A 17,519-nucleotide genomic window follows, 5' to 3' on the forward strand; every position below is an offset into this window, starting at 1 on the left:
TATACGGTCCGAAGGATTAAAAGTTTCACAGACATAAAAAATAACGCTAGCTTATGCTGCGTTTCTAGTTATGCTACATATTCAATTCCAGTAATTTCAGTATACTGTTCAGCAATAATCATATTAGCTTTTACAAATACTTTTAAACTTTCATCCGTATAAGACGCATGACCATTATCGTAATAACGTTTGACTGTATTAAACCACATTATAGAGCACCTCCCATTTTAATCATTGCAATTTCCATTAGCATTTCGCCTTGAATAGCTTCTAAATCAGCTATTCTTGCCTTATCCATTGCACTTTCAAATAACGAAGTTCCTAGATCATCTTGTGTTTGTGATAGTTGTGTTTTTAATTGTTCGAATTCTTCTTCTTGTGTCATAGGACGGTCAACGTATTCATAAAATATTGTTCCGTTTATAGAGTCGTATTTCAATATAGGAGACTTTCCACCAACGAATTCAGCCTCTGGTATCGATTCAATAAAATGCCCTTCGAGCTCTAATTCGCCTTTAGTTTTACCCAACCCGTGTTTTTTGTCAAATGGGCTGTAGTGAGTAAACCATACAGTATTACTAACGTCAACTTTAATGAAAATCATATATTAATCCCCTTTATTAGTTATTTTAACAAGATAGCTACAGTAGTTTTCCCTATTTGAAACATTTGATTCCCGAGTTGAGTTCCACTCCAAAACATGTCAGTCAATTTACCTGACTTACTATACATAAGGTTTTGGCTAGAAATAACACTGTTATTAGCTTGCGCCCAGGGTATTTTCGTAAGCGCAAAGTTTGTAAGATTGATGTAGTAAGGTACCCCGATTTTTTGTATTGCCACTTGTCCCCCTTTTTCTAACTCATACACGTTACTCATAACTACACCTTGATTGACTTTTAAAATAGTTGCTGCATTATTCATATTTACGGACAATATGTCCCCTCCACTTGCTACATACAGTACACCATCACGAATAACACAAGTTCCACCAATACCATTTGCGTCTCCACTCGTTGCGGACTGTACTACGGCGCCTGTTTCAATGTCATATATAACTAAAGGACCTAAACTTCCGCGCATTATAAAATACCTTCCCTTTAAAATATAAGCTTGATTGAAAAATCCGTGTGTAATTGCGACTTTCAAGACTATATTCAAGTCCAGGTCAAGCTTATATAGCACGCTCCCTTGGAATCCATATATATATTGTTGGTCGTCGCTTAAAACCGCTAAAGTTAATGTTTTAAAGGTTCCGTCGATTAACCTAGATACATAAGCGCCGTCAGAACGCTTATGTTTGGAAAAAGCGAAGGCTCCAGAACTTTTATCATTACTGTAAAAGAATTCCCCGCCATGCGGTAAAACCATACCGAAAGGTTTAGCAGCCGCATCCGTACCTCCAGGCTGCACTTCCCACACTGCAAAATAATTGAGATTTGTAGGATTCCAACCTATTTTATTTATATAGTTATAGCCAGTTGCCGTACTATACCCACAGATGAACGCTTCATTTGCAATAGGATCCCAGGCAAACCCATCAATTCGCCACTGATTCCCCTTTACAAATGGCACGCTTTCTATTTGCGTTATAACCCCAAGGTCTATCAACGATAAAACGTCATTAGGTTTGTATTTTCCGTTGCCGAAACTCCCGCCATGCTCTCTAATATCAATCATGCTTACACCTCACTTACTAATACGCCATCAGCATCATAAGTTAGTGCATACGTATAGGTATTCTTAACAGTGGTGCCGTTAGATTCATAATAAGTAACTGTCCTATTAGTATACAAAGGGCTTGTACCACCGCTTAATACAGACTTACTAATTAAAGTGTTAGCCGCTTTCCTACGACGTTCAATTGTGGTGAATATGCCTTCTGCATCTTTGCCAAATTTTATAGTTTTGAAGGTAGTCGATTCCTCTTTAAACTCCACATAATCCGCCAAATGCGTCGTAAACTCTTGCGCAGATGCAGCACCCATATCGGAAGGTCTTGTACCATGTGGATTACGTTCGTTGATATGATGGGCTAAATCCTTGTCAGTAACGATGCCCCCTTCTCCTGTAGGTATCTCAATGTTGGAAAACGGTATCTTTTCCCCATCTCCATCTGCACCGCTATGGGTATGTTCTTGTACTTTGCGCTCGAGCAACGCCTTGATAAACGCATCGTTATTAATTAAACGGTTAAAAAGCGGGTTAAATATATCCGCGTGTGCTGGATCTGTTGTCCGTAATTCTCTTAAAAGTTCACTATAATCATCCGGATTAATCGTATGATCTGCCATCTATTAAACCTCCCTTTAAAACTGTTCATCCCAATCGATTTCTAGCGTAGTTTCATCATCCATACCTTTGGGCTTGAACGTTTTCCAAGCGACTAAATCACCGTCAGTATCGTACAGACCACAGCAGGATATATCATTATCGCCACTTTCCAAAAAGTTTAAATCCACAAACATACGTAATGTTGTGGGGACTGGGAACTCAACGCCATTTATGTCTTTGCGAATGAGCTCACCTGGAATGACATTCAAATCAGCCGTTGGTACAATTGGTAGTCTCGTCATGGGGTCGTGTCCACCTGTTCCCCATCCCACTTGAATAATGGCTGGTAATGGCGCTACTCCTCCGTGCGCTTTAGCGAATTTCTCTCTCGCCTTTGTTGTCGTTATTGCGTTTGCCATCCTTCACTTCCCCCCTCTCTGTTTCTATGAGTTTGCCATTCTTTATGACCCGTAACTCCGATTGAAAAAATGGTTCGTTATTGATTTCCATTAGATAGCTACCTCCTCGACAATTTGACCGGCCTTCTTCGTGCGAAATAAGCCGCTATGTTCAAATAGGGCTTGGTCAAGATTTATAGAACCATTTAAAGTAGTTTGTCCATTCATAGAGATAACTCCACTAATGGACTTACCTGCACATAACATTGGTGCGTCTAGTTTTGGTTTAATTTTTATAACTTCACGCTGTTTATATCGTAGTTTCGCTTCTTGTAGAGCTACCATTCTTACTAATTGCGCCTCATTTTGCAGTTTAATTTCTCCGTTGAGATTAAATTCACCATCAAGCGCAGGTAATAGGTTGACCTCGTGGATTCCGAAATCATGAAAGACTTTCATCGCTAGACGAATATCTGCTCGATAGCCGGGTCCGCCCGATTTGATGAAACTGTTTAATAACCGATTGCCATCTAGTGAATACTTCCCGTCAAGGAGGATTTTTTCGTTTCCATCGCCTTCACCAGTTCCGGCGTGTTCCCACGGATTTGACGTAGTGTTTATTTTCACAAAAACCAGTATAGCGTTGATAATACTTTGCATTAATAACGCTTTTGCTTTTAGCGATGCCGAAATACCTATATTTAGCGGAACCACTCGATCGAGCGTTGACAATACTTCTTTAAAGTACAAATCTTCCTCCATATCTACTGCCACTTTAAGTTGATATTTCACAACGTCCAATTCGATTGAATGTTTGTTCTCGCCCAATAAGTTCGCCAAAAGCCTATGCAAATACCGTAACGTATAAGGAGGATTACTCTGCATACGTGTAAGCAGTCGTTTCTTTCGAAATTCAAGCGTTTCAGTCGTCCTATCCGGCAGTATTTGAAATTCTTTTTCACGCCGATAAATAGCGGGTTCACTTGACGTTAGAATAAATTGATCGTCCTCGAATTGTTGTATCGCTCCATCCAAATGATCCAGATGCTTCGACTGTACCCTAGTCAGTTCTTGAAATTCCTTGATGTCTCGATAATAAGCGGGTAATTCATCCATCACCCTATTCATTCAGCACCACACTCCCTTTATTCGGGATTTCGTGCGGTAGCGTAAGATTCGAAGGTGACCCGTTAAATGTGGTTCCTACAATGTCCTGCACGCCTTCTAGCGCTAAGATGCGAGATTCTAAATGACTGATTCGCAAAATAAGAGGAAGCCCTTTAATCCATTCGCGCCGAACTTCCGCCAGGTATTCGTCTATGATTTCAACGACTAGCGGTTCGATTTGACCTAGTGTGACACCAACCAATGCAAGAGTGGCTTCAATATCTACCACAACTGATTCAACCGCCTCAATCGTCACGATATGGCCTATAGGCGCTGTGCCGAGTCCGTCCCCTTGAGCTTCAATGGGATCTATTTTACTTTGCACAAATGCAACCGTTTCAGGAGTAGGCACATTAAAAGTAGAATCGATAATCACGGCGCGAACTGTCCCTCCACCAAAAGGTGCGCGGAATAATTGAACGCCTCCCACACCTTGAATGTCCATGATCTTTCTTTTGTAATCAGCTCTATTTCCACCAAAAGCAGGCTCATTGATATGGTCCAAGTATTTAGCGTACAGTGATTCATCCGTCTCTTCGTCTTCACCAGGCACGAGTACATCAGTTAGTGTCGCGCTCCCTAAGTTATCAAGTGGTTCAGTCGGCAATAGCTCCCCGTAATCTTGATTTCCGATAATGCCAAACGCTTCCGAACTCAACCGATACTCACCGTCTACGATCTTTTCAATCACTTCATAGGTAAGACTATTTAGACCGAAACGCGAACCAATTGGCGCGTTAAAAGGACGTTCATCTGTTCCGATAAAGATACCTTTCCGCACGGCTCTGGACGCCGCTTTCTTGTAGACGCCATGTTCTGCGATACGCCTTTCAAGGTATTCGCCATCAGATGAATCAGCAAATGTGAGCCGCATTACCAGGTCGATAACCGAATACATTTCAGCCATTGGAACAGCGACAGCCGCTGTCGAATCGAAGATTATGGCACCCTCGCGCTTATCAACATCGTCTGCAACTTCATCAAGTGCCTGATCACGGAGCAACGCAACTGTTTTATGTTCGTGCATAGTCAATCACCTCTCTCAAGACAACGACGTCACCGTAAAGCGTAGGGCATGAAAACGATACATAGGCAACATCCTTTTCAAATTCCAACCGGAAATTCTCCAACGTAACAATCCGTTCATCTTGTAACAAAGCCTCTTTAATCCGTCGCGGTAATTCGCCACGAACAAAAAGTTGATCGCGCCCAATCATGCCTTCGAATCCATAATCATCTGAGTGAATCAGGTGACCAAAACGTTTCGTCTGCAGCACCTTAAAAACGGCTTGCTCCATTGCTTTCAGTCCGTCAATCATCCCTGTACATCGTCCACGCTTGAAGTCTAGTTGATACGTCCTTGTAGGAAGCTGAGCGGTATCAATGACTTCCATATCTTCTAAAACAGTTATTTCTCCGATGGGTAAGACCATATATCTTTCCCCTCCTTATACCTATCCGCAACTAAAAACTTACGGCCACCCTGCATTCTTACGAGGATTACTTTATCGTTAATTTTCAAACCGTCTTCAAATGTAAGTTTTACATATTTCATATTATAATTTTCATAGTCAATCGAAGGAGCGGAACCGATATCCGCACGGGATGAAGTAGCATCTTTTGATTCATCACCGATATCTTTCTTCCCCCACTTCTTCGGGTATTCGTAGTCTATTGAAACGATGCGGTCATGACGTGTAAGTGATTCAGCGACGTCAAGAAACTCTTCTATAAGTGTTAGTTTTGCATGGACATATATTTCAAGAGGTTTTGTTTTTACAACGGTTCCATACGTCCAGGTGACCGGGTTTGTCGTCCCGATGACGTCCAGCGCCGCTTCCTTCATCATATCTACTAGACTCATATCACTTTCACCCCCAAATTCATCACGTGTAAACCACCTGCCCATGTATGGGTGCATTCATCAACAAGGAAATATTCGCTTATGCCAATCTTTTCGATGTAGATATAGACAAAGCTTCCTGCTCGTATCCGCCAGTCACCCAAGCAATCTAAATCAAGTGTTTTTGTTTCACGGTTCCGAAGTTTGAGCATCCGTTCCGCAAGTTCTTTAATTTGCGCGGGCTTCATGTTCTCATCGACTTTACGAAACTCTTGCAAACGGCCAAACTTAGCCATGCTCCCGCTATCTTGCGCAATATAGACTTCTCGTTTACTCTTTTTCTCATCATCGTGAACCAGTTTAATCCGGTTATATGTTTCTTTATCAATCGATTTATTGTAATCAAAATCAAAAAGCAGACTATCTTCTCCAATGTAGAAGTCATCTGCTTTAATCATCATATTTTTTATATTTTTAAGGGATAAGGCTCCAAAGTCATCAAATAAAACGAAGTTTCGGTTCGTCGCAATCAGTGTAGAATCGAGAAACTTCAAAGCCACGTCAAGTGCCTTTTTATCATCCTCAACGATGCCAGGAACCGTATAACCCGTATCCTCGAACACGCCGACTTTCAGCCCTAAATCAGTCGCGATCTTTTTGATTGCAACCGATGCAGTTGTGGATTTGATAACGAAGGTGTCATTTGACATCATATAGCGAAGTTGGTCAAAAGCTTTAACGGACACTTCACCACTTCGTGTGTACCCACCTTCGAATACGTAACCATAGAACACCTTCTGTTTTCCGTCCATTACGCGAATAATAGAGCCATTATTAATTGGATACTTTAGCGGATCCTCAATGACAAGTTTCGCATCAAGAGTACCCGCTTTACCGATTCGTTCTGTCTTCCATTCGATAGACGAAACAGGCATATCCCAAACCACACCATCTTTATTATCAATTAATACTTCCATATGCAGCCACCTCTCATTTCGGTGGTAGTTTAACTTTCAAACCAATCGGTAGTTTTCTATAATCACTAGCTTTAATTCCGTTCAACTTTGCGATTTCCGGGTAACGATTACCGTCGCCTAAGAACTTTTGCGCTACTTTCCATAAGCTATCACCTTTAATGAGTGAATATGTTTTCGGTGTAACTTTCTCGTTCTGCCTCGGTGGTGTCGCCTTCTTTACAACCGCTGGTTTCGGTGCCGCTTTAGGAGCTGTTGTTGAAGCTACCATGACAGGCTTTTTCACAACCGTCATTTTCTTTGGCCCGAAAGGAACATACTTTTTAAGAGACAACGAAAAGTTCACATCGTCGCCACCATATGATTCGTTGTATGGAAAGGACTCAATTGTCACAAGTTCATTGATCGCAAAAGACCCGTTCACGTATATGTAACGAACAGGTAACTTTTCTTCCATCCATTTTTTGAGCTTCTGAATGTAGAAATCCGGTGGCATAAAAGGAGCAACTAGGAAGTGGTAGTCCTGAGCAGGAAAGAATGTTTCAATCGGGAACTCTGTCAACTCAATGTTTTTTGGGACATTGACGTTGCCGAGTTTAGCGATATCATACACCTCGCCACTGCCTTTATTGACTACTTCCACCGTTTCAGGGTTTACCGGAAGACGAAAGCCTTCTGTATCGTTTTTCACGCTGAAATAAATTCCGCGCATTACGTATACACCCCTTCCGCACTTCGAGACATTTCATCCCGCACATATTTCTCGATGGCACGAATGATTTTAGGAATATCTGCATCTTCACGGATTGTCATATCGCCAAAGGATACTTGTGGAGTAAGTGTGATAGTTTGTTGAATCGACTTGATTTCAGCTAAATCACGCAACATCTTGATATCCTCGTCCGCAATATTTATATCCTTTTCAATCTTACCGACTTTATCAAGCTTACCGCCTGTTGGGTTTTTCTTTTTCGCAAGTTTGTCAGCACCGCCACCCAAAGGATCATTCATGCCTGCTAAATCTCCGAGAGGAAAATCGCTGGCACTTGGTGGACCGTCTTTCCCATCCTTATTACCTTTAACGAGACCTGTTACTTTTTCGATTGCGCCTGCAAGTTTGTCACTCGCCGCCATTGACATACTTGCACCAGCTGCATTCCCTCTGTCGAATGCATCGCCTAGGCTTGTGTATTCCAACCTTTCGAACGATTTCGCGGCAGGAGCTGATGGCATTTCTATGTTTTTAGCATAGTCACCCGCCGTATCCATCCTACCTAAATTCGCTTTCTCGGCTCTCACCGGTGCCGATAGATCAGATTTCATATTGTCGATGAATTTTGATACCCCATTACCCATCTTCAAATCAACTGTTCCGACTGTACTGAGGTCCGTGCCAAGCACACCATTCAATAGACCGATGAATGAGTTGATGCCTGAAACCGCTCCATTAATGAGGTCTGAAATAGCACCTAAAGCGTTATTTACGGTTCCGACAACGCCGCTCGCAACTCCGCTCATGATGGTGAGAACAAATGAAGCCATTTTATGGAATGCGGTCTGCACACCGAATAGCCCGTCATTCCATGCATTCATGATCCATTCAACTGTTTTGAGCACCACATTCCCGATGGCATCTAACACTATGCGGACCATCAAATTAAGGCCCATCCAAGCCATTTGAATAAAGTACATACCTTGGTTCCACGTATTCACAAGCCACTCTACAACCATGATTCCGAAGTTTCCGATTCCCAACATTATATTTGTAAACGCCGCACCAAGCCAGTAGATACCACCGACGATTGCGCCAAATACCGCCGCCGTTTGATCTGCCCATTGGATCATTGCGAAGATGACAAGTGCAATGACTGCAACGAATGCTAAAAGAATCCAAGTTCCAGGAAAGGCGTATATAGCTGCATTCAAACCATGTTGTGCTACTGTTTGTGCAATAGTACTACCAGTTGCAAACATCGCGGCCGCACCAGCTGCCGCTGTTTGAAAGGAAAGAATAGCGTTAGCTCCCGCCGCAAGTAATGCCGCAGTTCTGAATGCTACCAATAAAAAGAGATATGTCGCTAGTGCAGCTGCTGCTATTGTGATAACGGGACCAATCGTATTCCAATTATCGGCAATCATGCTCCCTAACGCGCTGATTTCTGTAAGAATCCAGATCATACTCATTGCTAGTCCTGCCACGATATTTGCGGTAGTTGTTAAACCTGCACCAATAGTAGCAAAAAACGCATCAAATTTCCCTGCCGAAAAAGCTTCATTGATCATCGCTATTAAGGGTAAAAACGCTGCAACTGCCGGACCTACATACTGAGGTAACTTTTTGAGAACTCCAGTAAAGTTATTCACGAGATTAACTAAAGGACCATCCAGTACCATGAAATCTTCCATCATCGCTACTCCCGCGTTACGGGATGCGGATTTCATCGAGTCAATAGAGCCTGCCCACGTACCCTTAACACCTGCCATTAAACCGCCGAACTTCTTATTCATCCCTTCAACAAGGACGGATATGGCTTCTCCTGCACCTACCGCACCGGAGGAAATCTGCTTCTTCATGGCCTCAGCCGTCACGCCGGACGCGTCAGCCAACATCTGAATGGCATTGATCCCTTTGGACCCTAATCGATTTACTTCCATGGCTGTAAGCTTACCTTGTGCCTGAATTTGGCCAAACACGTCAGCCATTTCCATCATCTCTTGGGCTCCCCCACCGATAGCCGCTGTAGCATCACCGATAGCTTGCATGATTGGGAATGTATTCTTCGCCTCGACGCCGAACGCAATCAAGTTACGACTGGACTCAAGCAAGTCCGGATAAGCGAATGGCGTGGTTTGTGCAAATGTAAGCATATCTGCCATATATTGCTTGGCAATTTTCGCGTCGCCCAGAAATGTCGTGAAAGCCACTTCGGATGCTTGCTTGAATGCGTGGAATTCGATCCCTTTTGAGAATATATCTTGGATAAAAGTCTTAGCTGCACTGAACGCTTTATAAGCTCCTACAGCAGCAAGAACCGCTACCACATATTCTTGCAAGTTGCTTGTTCCATCTATTATTCTACCGTTTAGATCCTCTTGCTCTACCGAGATACTGTTAGTAGATCCACTTAAATCATCCCCGGCGCTCGATAAATTATCCGTCGCCCCTGCAGCTTGATCCATCGTACTGCTTAACTGACTTGTCTGTGACAATACATCAACTACTCCGCTCGCTGCAGTGGTCGATGCTGAGCCGAAAGCTACTAGAGATTTGGCAGCACCATCAGCTGTAGAAGACATCGTTGACAATGCAGAGATATCAGGACCGAAATTAGCACTTGAACCAGATGCCGTTATAGAAGCATTTAACGTGTTGAATGCTTCTGATGCGACAAGAGCTGAATCCGCAACCTTCGATATTTGATTAGTTATATCAGAACCGCTAATCGACCGAATTTTTGGTGGCGTGATAACCATGGAATTAAGTTTTTCGATAGCACCCGTAGTACCCCACAAAGCCGCGTTCATAACGGCTAAGCCGGATGTATCACCACCCATTCCACTCAAGCCTCGCGTAACGGACGCAGCCGCGGCAGTAGCGTTACTTGAGGTTGATATCAAACGTTGCATATCAGCTGACGCAGAATCTATCGAACTCCTCGCTTTCGCAAGTCCTTTCGTGTCAATATTATTCGCGGCTTGATCCATCTTTTCCATAACGCGTATCGTGCTGTCCATTGCCTTCATCATTTTTATGAGTGGGCCCGACATGCGATCCGCTAAAGTCATACTGGTTTGGGCTCCTGCCATTTACTTCACCGCCTTTTCTCCATAAGAAAAAGCACTCAACTTACGAGTGCTTTCCTCAAAAAAATATTATAAATCAATTTCTGACCTATGGTTTTGTGGTAGTTGTTTAAATAATTTAACCATTTTACCCACTCTGAAGTCGTTCGTAACGTCGAAGCTGATATATTCTAAGCCATCATCTTTCGCGTATGTTATAACTAAGAATTTGGTTGTCGTTTTTGTTTCCTTCTGTTTAGATCTCCCACCAACTATAGCCCCGAGTGGACCGAATATCATACCTCCAGCCACCGCTCCGCCAGCACTGCTTACATATGCTTTTTGTATTTCTACGTCAGTTGTAAGCACCATATCATTAATCTTTGAGAAACTCAGATTAAATATAGATCCTCCACCTTCGATCGTTATTTTATCTTCGCGATAATATACGTCACAAATAACATTCTCGGGTAACGGGAGTCCTACAACGTGTTTAAGTAATCCGTGCTCTTTAGCATTTAATTCCCCCATCTTCCTTAAATGGATCAACCTTTTCGCTTTTATTGACTTACTCGATTTGACGGCCATAAATACACAAAAAATAATAAAAGCCAATAATAGAGCCACTGTAATTAACGTCCCCACAGCAATTCCCCCTATACGATTATTTAGATATAATCCAATCATATAGGACTACAGAATTAAAGTCATTACTTGCTATTAATCGCCGCCTGCTCTTTCTTACGACGCTTCAATTCAACTTTGATACTTGCAATCACAAGTGCCTTTTCCCTACGTTCTAGGCTTTGCCATTTTGCAGGCTCCCAATAGAAATTGTGGAGGGCGAAATGATAAAAAACGGCATCTGAATCAGCCGCTTCATCATCCGCCCCCTCTATTAGTTTTTTGCTTCTTCGATATCCTCGTTAATGTCTTGTTCAATCTCACTGATTTCCGTTACTTTACCAAGGATGTGATTCGCTTCCCCAAGCAGAAACATTTTCGAATAAAGATCCTCAGCTCCACGTGCGCCGTATGATTCTTGTAATTCCGCATCGTTCAAGTCTGGGAATATAAAGGACGCAACACTGATTCCTCGGTTGAATTTAACGACATCAAAAACTCGTTCCTGTTTACCTTTTCGTCCAGGTTTGTTCACGAAACAACGATCATTGATTATATCCGACTCTCCAGACGGCAACGGTCGCAAAATTATAGCCTCTTCAAATCGATCAAGTGGTAAAGAAACGTTTTCCGCTTGCTTTACATTACCTTTTAAAAACGAATTCATTTTACTCATAGTAGTATATTCCCCCAATTAGTTGTTTTAGTTTTTTATGCAATTGCTTTAAAGCGTTCAAGGAAGTCGAAGTCATCGAACGTAAAGTCGATGTCCTCTTTCAATAGATCGTCTGATTCACCGTCTAGCATTGCGATAACAGCCCCATCAGGCACGATGTTTTTAAGTAAAGCCGTTTGAGTTCCTGCGCTACTCGCCGCATCCGAGTTGACCACTTGAGCATCGAATATCGGAGATTTACCAGTCCGAACATATTCAAGCGCCATTTCACGCATCTCGGGACGGTGGTAATAGACAGTCATAGAGCCTGTACCCTCTGCCCCGACAATTTTACCGCCTTTCATCCGTTTCCCAATTGCTTTCACGTCCGCTTTTGTATATTTAACATTTGCTTCAAACTTTAATAGCTCAGCATATTCATAAATTTTACCCTCGATAGTAATGTAAACCATGCCCTCTTTAGCACTAATCGGATCATTGTTTTCTACAGTTCTAGTCATTCATTACACCCCCCATTATTTACATTTCGCAATCACGTAGAGTTTTTCCATGGCATCGATGAACTTAACGCCCAATATCACAAATACGGAATCTTTCGTGTCACCCTCGCGAATCACGATTTCTTCCGGATCATAGGGTTCAATCGCTTCTTGTTGCACCAGTCTGTCCAGTACCTCTTTCATGATGGATCCTTTAAACAAGTTCCTTCCGTTACCGTAGTTTTTCACTTTTCCGATAAAGTTCCGAGAATAGATGTGTTTGATGTTGTTGCCCATGATGTCCATTTGCCGCACAATCAGCCCTTTTCGGTAGTCCTGATTCTTCTTCGGTGTAAATGAACGGAACGTGTTGATGTCTGACTCAACAACCATACGGTCCAAACCGTCTTCACCTTGGTCATAAATGAATACAACATGTCCTTCTCTTTTGGCTTTCACGATATCCTCATGCGGGAGGCGTTCAACGTCAGTGGCACCCGGGTACTCCGCATAAGTAAGGGAGTTTGTAATTGCGTTTGCATAAGCTGCTCCATACCAATACACAGCATCTTTCGCGGAAATAAATTCTTCCCCCACGTAAACACCGTTCTTGATAGATATGACACCTTCATGATCAGCATCGTTATAATCATTCGTGATAAGCGCTACGTTTTTACCCTCATTTTCGCGCCACTGTTTTACTTTCAATGACAGAAGCAACTTGACAGATTCGTCATCGGTTCCAATTGCAATCGTTTTGAATATCTGTGAATCAAGGCCAGCCGCAAATGTTGCATACGAATCATTCATCGCCGTGAGCGTGGTCCCATCCTTAAGTGTTAGGGTTGCATCCGCATCCGGTAATTCACCACTGAATGAGACGTAAGGGTTTGCCACTAACTCTTGCGTTGTTTCAACAACTTGCGAATCAACGCGGGCACCTCTGAAGAACGTTCTGACTGTTGCGTTACCACTCAGACCAATCGCAACCGTTACAGACAACTTGTTCCCGTCTTCGCCACCATGGACTGCTGTTGCCACGAATGTTCCGCTAGTAGCCGTCGCCTTGTCACCTTCACCATTCAAGTTATAAACGATGACATTGCCAGTCCCTTTGAAAGCTTCTCTAATTTTTTTCAAATCTTTGAGGTCTTTACCGAACGTTTCTTCAAATTTTGTATCCGGAGAAACTTTGATAAACTCGCCGACTTTTCCCCAGTCGAGCGTTAAAGGAATTACTTCGGCACCTCTTGAATCCAGTCCGGAAACGGCTAAACTATCAGTCTCGAAATTGATATACGCGCCTGATAAATCTTTATTTTGTGTTTCCCAATTTCCACCCGCCATTATGCTTTAACCTCCTTTTTTTCTTTCTCGACCTTTGCGTTGACCTTCTTTGATTTCCACGCCTCGACCAATTTTGCGACTTCATCTTTCGTGTACGTTTTGTTATCAGCAAGAATGACCTGCAGAATCAACCTTTCTTTACTTTCTTCTGCAGCTTCCACAAATGCAGATTTGCTATATTTCTGTTGTTGCGGCTTTCCTTCTTTTGCTTTAGACATTTATGACACCCCCAAATTGCAATCTTTGCATCAAAGTTCCTTGTTCCAATTCTTTCAATAACACTTTCACATCGAACGTAATGACAAGTACCTCGTCTACAACTTCACCCACGACTTTGTGGACGTGGTATCGATTGTCGATATATCTAAACTCGTCTTGGAACGTCTCGAGTACCTGGTCGCACTCACTACGCTTATCAGCCGTGTCGGGAAAGTAAGTGACGTTGATGGAATACGTTCTCTTGGAGCTTTTACCGAGTTGCCGTTCATGTTCGTTGTTAAAAATGAGTACCAAAAAAGCAGGAGTTTTCAGCCCCTGCTTAATCGGTTCGTCATATACTTTTAGTGGCCCGAAGACCGCTTTTATCTGTTGGATAATGAGGGATTTCAAATTAGCTACCAAAGATTCGCCTCATTTCTTTTTCAACTTCCATTTTCCACATATTCGGGGCGATACGGTCCATCTCATCTTTTGTTAGCTTCAGCATGAATTTACCTTCAACCCAGCCTACCGTTTTACCGGCAATTACTATCCGGTGTCCGTTTTCAATCCACGAAGCGTAATTGAGTTGGTTGTAAATAAGGATTGTGTAGGTATCACCCTTTTTCACAATGTGGTATTTCCAGTTGTTGCGTAAATCGCCAGTGTCTACAGGCGTCATTTTCTTTACTTTTCGGATAGCCAATTGAGCGACGCGTTTGGCGACTTTTAAATGGATGACGTGAGACATCTTGTTTAACTCGATTAGGTTTTGCTTCATTAACTTCATTTCGCTAAATTCAAAACCCATCACGCATACCCCTTACGGATTAGCAATACTTCCTGGTGGGATACATAAACGAATGGTTCTTTTGCAGATTCATATTTCATGCCATCAACTGTAACTACGTCCCCCGCCAGCACTTTGAAGCCGCTCGAAAGGAATAACTTCACGTCATATTGAATAACGTTCGCATCGCCCTGTAAGGCGTTGTTGAGCGTCGAGGATGATAAGCGACAAGGAAGGTCTGCGTGAACCGTTACCCACCTCGTACCGTCCGCGCCATTAGGTTTCACATATTCTTCAAAGCGTTCAATAGTAGCCGTTTTGTCATACATAAATTCAACTGCAGCAGTCGCCTTTGCCATGATATTACGGATGTTCACGCTACCAACTCAATTTCCGAAAACTGTTCAGCTGTTTCGCATAGTCAAAGAGTAGTTTTTCCGTAGCTCTTTCACGAGATTCCACTTTTGCTGAGCCAAACGTTACTTGGACGTCACCCTCTTTAATTGCAGAAACAGAGGATTGTGCCTCCGGGTCATTCTTACGGTTTTCACCGGTGATAAAATCGATTACCATATTCCCATGAACAAATCGAAGCTCTGAAGGAACGTCCTCTCGATTGCAGTACGTCTTAATCGATTGGCCAATCTCTTCAATGTAGGTTTCTAACAGCCTATCAGAAGGCATTGGTTCGGGTAGCTTCGCTTTCACGATATCAATTACTTCCATCATCTTCACCCCCATCGATGACCTCTTGAATCTCTTGAATCAATCGCTTTTCACTTTTTTTACCCGCATTAGGGATACCTAACTTCTTTGCTCTTTCCCGTATGTCAGGGAGTTCAGGAATCGGGTTCGCTTCACTTGTAGTCGTATTTCTCACTCTTGACCTCCGCATACGATTAAATGCAGTCAATCCCACACCGCGCACCTCCTAACTAAATAAAGAGCCCGTAACGGACTCTTAAGAAATTTTATGTTTAAATTGTACGATCCGAATTTTTTTGTTTTCGTAAACACGATTCCAGTTCTGAGCATCGGCCAGTTCAAAGTTAGTTGGGGACACCTTAGCAACATTCTCCTCTGTCCATTTGATACCGCGCGGATGCAGGATAAAGTGTTGGCGATTAACAAGAACGTCGTCACCTTGTAGCGCGTCACGAGCTGTTTCTGTAGGAACTGGAGCAGCGCCGTTACCGAATCCAATTGCACCTGGACCAAACAGGTATGTCGTGTAAACGCCGCCAGCGTTCGGATGCCCATCATCAATTACGATATGCTTCCCGAGATAGGTTGCGATTTTAACCCCAGTAATAGGATTTACATCATAATCAATAAGTTGCTCTTTGCGCAAACTGTTGTACACCGCGCTATGCATTGAGAATGCCGTTAATTCATCAGCTGCGTCTCCGAGTTTACCTTGCGCATCGACAGTAGATGAAGCGTTAATAATACCGCCACCATCTGTCTCACCTGAAATATCATGCACATTTCCCGCCATACTAGATGATGCAAATACACCGTTTAGGGTAGAAAAAAGCATCTTTTGTCTATCGCGATTCCACCAAGCAGCAACAAGATCTCCGATTGCGCGCATTGGATCGTCACCGGATAGTGCTTTGGCAAGGTCATTCGCTCCCCAAGCCTTCCCTCTCGTGTGAAGTCGAGCCATGTCTTTTGCTGTAGTGATATGATTTACCGTTAATGGATCGGTATCATCCAATACTTCGGAGTCACCTGTAAGGTCATTCCAGTAAGGCATATTGACGATAGTTCCTCCTGTGGATGCCAGGATATCAAGCTGCGAGTCAGGTACGATAATCCCCGATTGTACCAATGCTGATAGTTCAGACGTTCTTTGGATTAGATATGGATTAAAAACCTCTGGTACGATTACATCTACAATTCTTGTTGTCATTCCAATTCACCTCATAAGTTTTTTTATTGTTTTGTTGTTTGAAACTGTTTTGCTAGTTCGGGATTTTCTCGAAGAATACGACCTTGTTCAGTTAGATTGAACGTTTCCTTACTCCATGGATTTGGTGCACCTTCTTGCCCCTTCAGAATACCTTCCGCAGGTTTTGCACCTTGGATAACGATACCAGGAGCAGTTTCTCCTTCTGCGACAAACAAAAAGGACTTCGATTCTCGCAGGGGTTTAATCTGCTCGTCGAGTCCTTTTGTAACGTTACCGTCAGCATCTAGTTCAATTTTTTCTTTATCGATAAGACTAATTGCATAATCAACATCATGTACCTTGCCAGTAAGTGCGAGTTTCAGCGCACTGTTAAACTGCGTATCTTTCAGCTTAGTTTCAAAACCAGCCTTCTCCGTGTCGTATGTCGCTTGAAGAGTGGTGAGTTGCGTTTGAAGTTCTTCGCTGCCCTCTGCTTTTTTCTTCAAATCATTCAGGTCAGTATCACGCTGTGTGAGTTGGCCCTGCAAATCAGAGACACTAGTTTCAAGCCCGGATGTTTTAAGTTTGTGAGACTCGACTGTTTTGCCGTGTTCAGCCATTACCTTATCAATAGCTGCATCGTCCAGACCTAAGCCTTTTAGAAATTCTCTGTTCATTTATATCTGCTCCTTTGGTTTACGATTTATTTTTACGTGGTTACGTCCACGAACCGCTTTATTCTTTTACGTCTGCAAATGCTAAAAAGACGAAAATAATAACTGCTCAAACGGCTGAAATACAAATAACAGAATCTAGCGGCGCAGAGAACGCCAGGTCTCCTGCTCTGTCATATAAAATGTATACCCCGTCCTCTACCACGAAATTACCTACACCATTAATGCGCCTTTCAATCACCTTGTCACCGTTAGCGAGTAGTATTTTATAATTCATGGCCATTCTCCTCTAAATATATTTAGTTGCATAACGGAGCAACTAACCGAGATATGGATCACCTGTCCTTTCTCGAATTTGACTTAAAGAAACGCAAGATCACCACCACCTTTATTTCGCG

General features: G+C 42.8%; 26 protein-coding genes. All 26 read right to left on the bottom strand.

What is annotated here, in order from left to right:
• Window positions 1–68: 68 nt before the first annotated feature.
• The gene (locus tag MKZ26_RS03145; protein ID WP_340764324.1) at window positions 69–209 is read right to left on the bottom strand and encodes an XkdX family protein; all 141 of its coding nucleotides are present in this window, start codon (window positions 207–209) and stop codon (window positions 69–71) included.
• The gene (locus tag MKZ26_RS03150) at window positions 209–604 is read right to left on the bottom strand and encodes a hypothetical protein (RefSeq protein ID WP_340764326.1); all 396 of its coding nucleotides are present in this window, start codon (window positions 602–604) and stop codon (window positions 209–211) included. The genes MKZ26_RS03145 and MKZ26_RS03150 overlap by 1 nt, the downstream gene beginning before the upstream one ends.
• 20 nt (window positions 605–624) lie before the next feature.
• Window positions 625–1,680, bottom strand: coding sequence for a hypothetical protein (locus MKZ26_RS03155; protein WP_340764328.1), 1,056 nt, complete (start codon window positions 1,678–1,680; stop codon window positions 625–627).
• Between the two features lie 2 nt (window positions 1,681–1,682).
• Window positions 1,683–2,294 (bottom strand): hypothetical protein, encoded by a 612-nt coding sequence (locus MKZ26_RS03160; protein ID WP_340764331.1) that lies wholly within the window; start codon window positions 2,292–2,294, stop codon window positions 1,683–1,685.
• Between the two features lie 15 nt (window positions 2,295–2,309).
• Entirely contained in the window at window positions 2,310–2,693 is a 384-nt protein-coding gene (locus tag MKZ26_RS03165; RefSeq protein ID WP_340764333.1) for a hypothetical protein, read from the bottom strand.
• Window positions 2,647–2,784 carry a hypothetical protein gene (locus tag MKZ26_RS03170; protein ID WP_340764334.1) on the bottom strand — a complete coding sequence of 46 codons (138 nt, stop codon included), beginning with the start codon at window positions 2,782–2,784 and terminating at the stop codon, window positions 2,647–2,649. The genes MKZ26_RS03165 and MKZ26_RS03170 overlap by 47 nt, the downstream gene beginning before the upstream one ends.
• The gene (locus tag MKZ26_RS03175) at window positions 2,784–3,800 is read right to left on the bottom strand and encodes a putative phage tail protein (RefSeq protein ID WP_340764336.1); all 1,017 of its coding nucleotides are present in this window, start codon (window positions 3,798–3,800) and stop codon (window positions 2,784–2,786) included. Before MKZ26_RS03175 ends, MKZ26_RS03170 begins: the two co-directional genes overlap by 1 nt.
• A complete protein-coding gene (locus MKZ26_RS03180) occupies window positions 3,793–4,866 on the bottom strand; it encodes a baseplate J/gp47 family protein (protein WP_340764338.1) in 1,074 nt (357 codons plus the stop codon). Before MKZ26_RS03180 ends, MKZ26_RS03175 begins: the two co-directional genes overlap by 8 nt.
• Entirely contained in the window at window positions 4,853–5,272 is a 420-nt protein-coding gene (locus MKZ26_RS03185) for a DUF2634 domain-containing protein (RefSeq protein ID WP_340764339.1), read from the bottom strand. The genes MKZ26_RS03180 and MKZ26_RS03185 overlap by 14 nt, the downstream gene beginning before the upstream one ends.
• The gene (locus tag MKZ26_RS03190) at window positions 5,248–5,703 is read right to left on the bottom strand and encodes a DUF2577 domain-containing protein (protein WP_340764341.1); all 456 of its coding nucleotides are present in this window, start codon (window positions 5,701–5,703) and stop codon (window positions 5,248–5,250) included. The genes MKZ26_RS03185 and MKZ26_RS03190 overlap by 25 nt, the downstream gene beginning before the upstream one ends.
• Window positions 5,700–6,659 (bottom strand): XkdQ/YqbQ family protein, encoded by a 960-nt coding sequence (locus MKZ26_RS03195; protein WP_340764343.1) that lies wholly within the window; start codon window positions 6,657–6,659, stop codon window positions 5,700–5,702. The genes MKZ26_RS03190 and MKZ26_RS03195 overlap by 4 nt, the downstream gene beginning before the upstream one ends.
• Before the next feature lie 13 nt (window positions 6,660–6,672).
• Window positions 6,673–7,368, bottom strand: coding sequence for a LysM peptidoglycan-binding domain-containing protein (locus MKZ26_RS03200; protein ID WP_340764344.1), 696 nt, complete (start codon window positions 7,366–7,368; stop codon window positions 6,673–6,675).
• Window positions 7,368–10,463, bottom strand: coding sequence for a tape measure protein (locus MKZ26_RS03205; RefSeq protein WP_340764346.1), 3,096 nt, complete (start codon window positions 10,461–10,463; stop codon window positions 7,368–7,370). Before MKZ26_RS03205 ends, MKZ26_RS03200 begins: the two co-directional genes overlap by 1 nt.
• A 66-nt stretch (window positions 10,464–10,529) precedes the next feature.
• Window positions 10,530–11,084: a hypothetical protein gene (locus MKZ26_RS03210; protein WP_340764347.1), complete on the bottom strand. Its 555-nt coding sequence runs from the start codon at window positions 11,082–11,084 to the stop codon at window positions 10,530–10,532.
• A gap of 253 nt (window positions 11,085–11,337) precedes the next feature.
• Window positions 11,338–11,739 (bottom strand): phage tail assembly chaperone, encoded by a 402-nt coding sequence (locus MKZ26_RS03215; protein ID WP_340764348.1) that lies wholly within the window; start codon window positions 11,737–11,739, stop codon window positions 11,338–11,340.
• Between the two features lie 35 nt (window positions 11,740–11,774).
• On the bottom strand, window positions 11,775–12,239 hold the full coding sequence (locus tag MKZ26_RS03220; RefSeq protein WP_340740942.1) for a phage tail tube protein: 465 nt from the start codon (window positions 12,237–12,239) through the stop codon (window positions 11,775–11,777).
• 15 nt (window positions 12,240–12,254) lie between these two features.
• A complete protein-coding gene (locus tag MKZ26_RS03225; protein WP_340764351.1) occupies window positions 12,255–13,565 on the bottom strand; it encodes a phage tail sheath C-terminal domain-containing protein in 1,311 nt (436 codons plus the stop codon).
• Window positions 13,565–13,783, bottom strand: a complete 219-nt coding sequence (locus MKZ26_RS03230) for a hypothetical protein (protein WP_340764353.1) — start codon at window positions 13,781–13,783, stop codon at window positions 13,565–13,567. Before MKZ26_RS03230 ends, MKZ26_RS03225 begins: the two co-directional genes overlap by 1 nt.
• The gene (locus MKZ26_RS03235; protein WP_340764355.1) at window positions 13,776–14,186 is read right to left on the bottom strand and encodes a phage tail terminator family protein; all 411 of its coding nucleotides are present in this window, start codon (window positions 14,184–14,186) and stop codon (window positions 13,776–13,778) included. Before MKZ26_RS03235 ends, MKZ26_RS03230 begins: the two co-directional genes overlap by 8 nt.
• Window positions 14,176–14,574 (bottom strand): HK97 gp10 family phage protein, encoded by a 399-nt coding sequence (locus MKZ26_RS03240; RefSeq protein WP_340740946.1) that lies wholly within the window; start codon window positions 14,572–14,574, stop codon window positions 14,176–14,178. Before MKZ26_RS03240 ends, MKZ26_RS03235 begins: the two co-directional genes overlap by 11 nt.
• Window positions 14,574–14,930: a hypothetical protein gene (locus MKZ26_RS03245; protein ID WP_340764357.1), complete on the bottom strand. Its 357-nt coding sequence runs from the start codon at window positions 14,928–14,930 to the stop codon at window positions 14,574–14,576. Before MKZ26_RS03245 ends, MKZ26_RS03240 begins: the two co-directional genes overlap by 1 nt.
• A 1-nt stretch (window position 14,931) precedes the next feature.
• The gene (locus MKZ26_RS03250) at window positions 14,932–15,279 is read right to left on the bottom strand and encodes a hypothetical protein (RefSeq protein ID WP_340764358.1); all 348 of its coding nucleotides are present in this window, start codon (window positions 15,277–15,279) and stop codon (window positions 14,932–14,934) included.
• Complete coding sequence (locus MKZ26_RS03255) at window positions 15,266–15,472, bottom strand: hypothetical protein (RefSeq protein ID WP_340764359.1); 207 nt, start codon at window positions 15,470–15,472, stop codon at window positions 15,266–15,268. The genes MKZ26_RS03250 and MKZ26_RS03255 overlap by 14 nt, the downstream gene beginning before the upstream one ends.
• 42 nt (window positions 15,473–15,514) lie before the next feature.
• Window positions 15,515–16,468 (bottom strand): major capsid protein, encoded by a 954-nt coding sequence (locus tag MKZ26_RS03260; protein ID WP_340764361.1) that lies wholly within the window; start codon window positions 16,466–16,468, stop codon window positions 15,515–15,517.
• A gap of 23 nt (window positions 16,469–16,491) precedes the next feature.
• On the bottom strand, window positions 16,492–17,124 hold the full coding sequence (locus tag MKZ26_RS03265) for a phage scaffolding protein (protein WP_340764362.1): 633 nt from the start codon (window positions 17,122–17,124) through the stop codon (window positions 16,492–16,494).
• Between the two features lie 106 nt (window positions 17,125–17,230).
• Window positions 17,231–17,398: a hypothetical protein gene (locus tag MKZ26_RS03270; RefSeq protein WP_340764364.1), complete on the bottom strand. Its 168-nt coding sequence runs from the start codon at window positions 17,396–17,398 to the stop codon at window positions 17,231–17,233.
• Window positions 17,399–17,519 lie beyond the last annotated feature (121 nt).

This window comes from Sporosarcina sp. FSL K6-6792 (assembly GCF_038004885.1).
Lineage (GTDB): Bacteria > Bacillota > Bacilli > Bacillales_A > Planococcaceae > Sporosarcina > Sporosarcina psychrophila.